At 58.7% G+C, this 1486-nt stretch carries 3 protein-coding genes; all 3 read right to left on the bottom strand.

The annotated features are described in order from the left end of the window. A partial coding sequence (locus D1841_RS17260; protein WP_161880201.1) for a ParA family protein occupies nt 1-411 on the bottom strand: 411 nt, incomplete at its 3' end. Next, a complete protein-coding gene (locus D1841_RS17255; RefSeq protein WP_161880200.1) occupies nt 404-1147 on the bottom strand; it encodes a helix-turn-helix transcriptional regulator in 744 nt (247 codons plus the stop codon). The genes D1841_RS17260 and D1841_RS17255, both read right to left, overlap by 8 nt. A 14-nt stretch (nt 1148-1161) precedes the next feature. Continuing rightward, a complete protein-coding gene (locus D1841_RS17250; protein WP_161880199.1) occupies nt 1162-1380 on the bottom strand; it encodes a hypothetical protein in 219 nt (72 codons plus the stop codon). Nucleotides 1381-1486 lie beyond the last annotated feature (106 nt).

The following is a 1486-nucleotide window of genomic DNA, read 5'->3' as shown; positions in this document are numbered from 1 at the left end:
CATTCCAAGGGACGGGCAGCAGTCCAGCAGAATTACGTCGTATTGATTACGGACGGTTTTCAGGTACTCCCGCAGCATGGTTTCCCGGCTCATGGTGTTCACCAGCGTTACCTCCAGCCCGGAAAGCTCAATGTTGGCGGGCAGCAGGTCAACGCCCTCAGCGTGGCGCAGGATGCCCTCGCCGGGCGTCAGAGGCACATCCTGAATGATTTTTCCCAAAAGGGTGGAAATGGTTTCCTCTATCTGGTCGGGCTGCTGGTATCCCAGGCTGGCTGTTAAAGATCCCTGTGCGTCCATATCAATCAGCAGAACGCGCCTGCCCTTTTTCGCCAGCCCGATACCCAGATTTACAGTGGTGACGGTTTTTCCCACCCCGCCCTTTTGATTGCAGACCGCGATTACCTTACTCATGCTCTTTTCCCTCCAGTGTCAATTGATGGGGCAGCTCTGTCCGGGGCTTCCTTTTCCGGGCGTACAGTTCCGGGTTGGCCCGATAGTATGCCCTGCGGTACGCCGCCCGCTGCTCCTGGTTGGCGGCATTGTATGCCTTGTCATATTCAGCCCGGGCGGCTTTTTCCTCCGGCGTGTTCGCCGGGTGCGCCCGGTTCCACTCCCGCGCCCTGGCCCTGATGCGTTCCTGGTTTTTCTGATAGTAGTCCCGCAGGTACGTTTTGCGCCGCTCCTTTCGGGCCTGCTCCCGCTCCGTCTTTTGCCGTTCCAACTCTTCCGGAGAGGGAGGAGGGGAGGCGGGATCATGAAAGAATTCCGCAAAGCTCATGCCCGAAAGCTCCAGAAGGGGCCGTACCGTTTCCGGCTTTGGAAAGGTGTTTCCCCGCAGGATATTCCGCAGGGTGTTGTCTGGGATCCCCGTCTCCCGCGCCAGCTCCGCAATGGAAGTGTAGCCGCTCTCCAAAACCCACCTTGCGGCGTTGGGATAGGGCCACCTCCGCACAAGCTGGGCAAAGCCTGGGGTGACTGGCCCGTCCTCCATCCGGCGCAGGATGTCATGGACAGCCTGACGGGTCAGACCGAACCGCTCCCCGATAGCCCGACAGCTTTCCCCTTCTGCCCACAGCCGGGCGATCTCCTGCCGCCGCTGCTGCCTCTGCCGCTCCTCCTCCGTCAGTTCTTTAAATGCTTTTGCCATGGGGCCTCCTTTCCTCACGCTTCATGGTACACGCAGGGGACATGTTCTCCCTCCGGGCAGTCCGCCCAGGCGTCATAGATACGGAAATTCCGGGGATTATGCCCCGCCTCCCGCTTTCTGCACCTGGCGATATACCCTTTCGCAGTTTTAATGCTGCTGGCAAAGCCCCAGACGTGGGAATACCCGCCGCATACCTTCCTGTCGCTCTCGTACTCCATGAAATACTGCTTCATACCGTTCCCATTCCCTTTCCGGAAAGTGTCTAAAACAATCCTGCGATTCCCTCCGCAAACTTAGTCCCTGCCTCAAATTCCAGAAGTTTTACCCCTGTGTGGGATG

This window comes from Neglectibacter sp. X4 (assembly GCF_009917365.1).
Classification (GTDB): Bacteria; Bacillota; Clostridia; order Oscillospirales; family Acutalibacteraceae; genus Acutalibacter.
The sequence above is the reverse complement of the archived record's forward strand: the minus strand, read 5'-3'. Positions and strand labels throughout refer to the sequence as shown.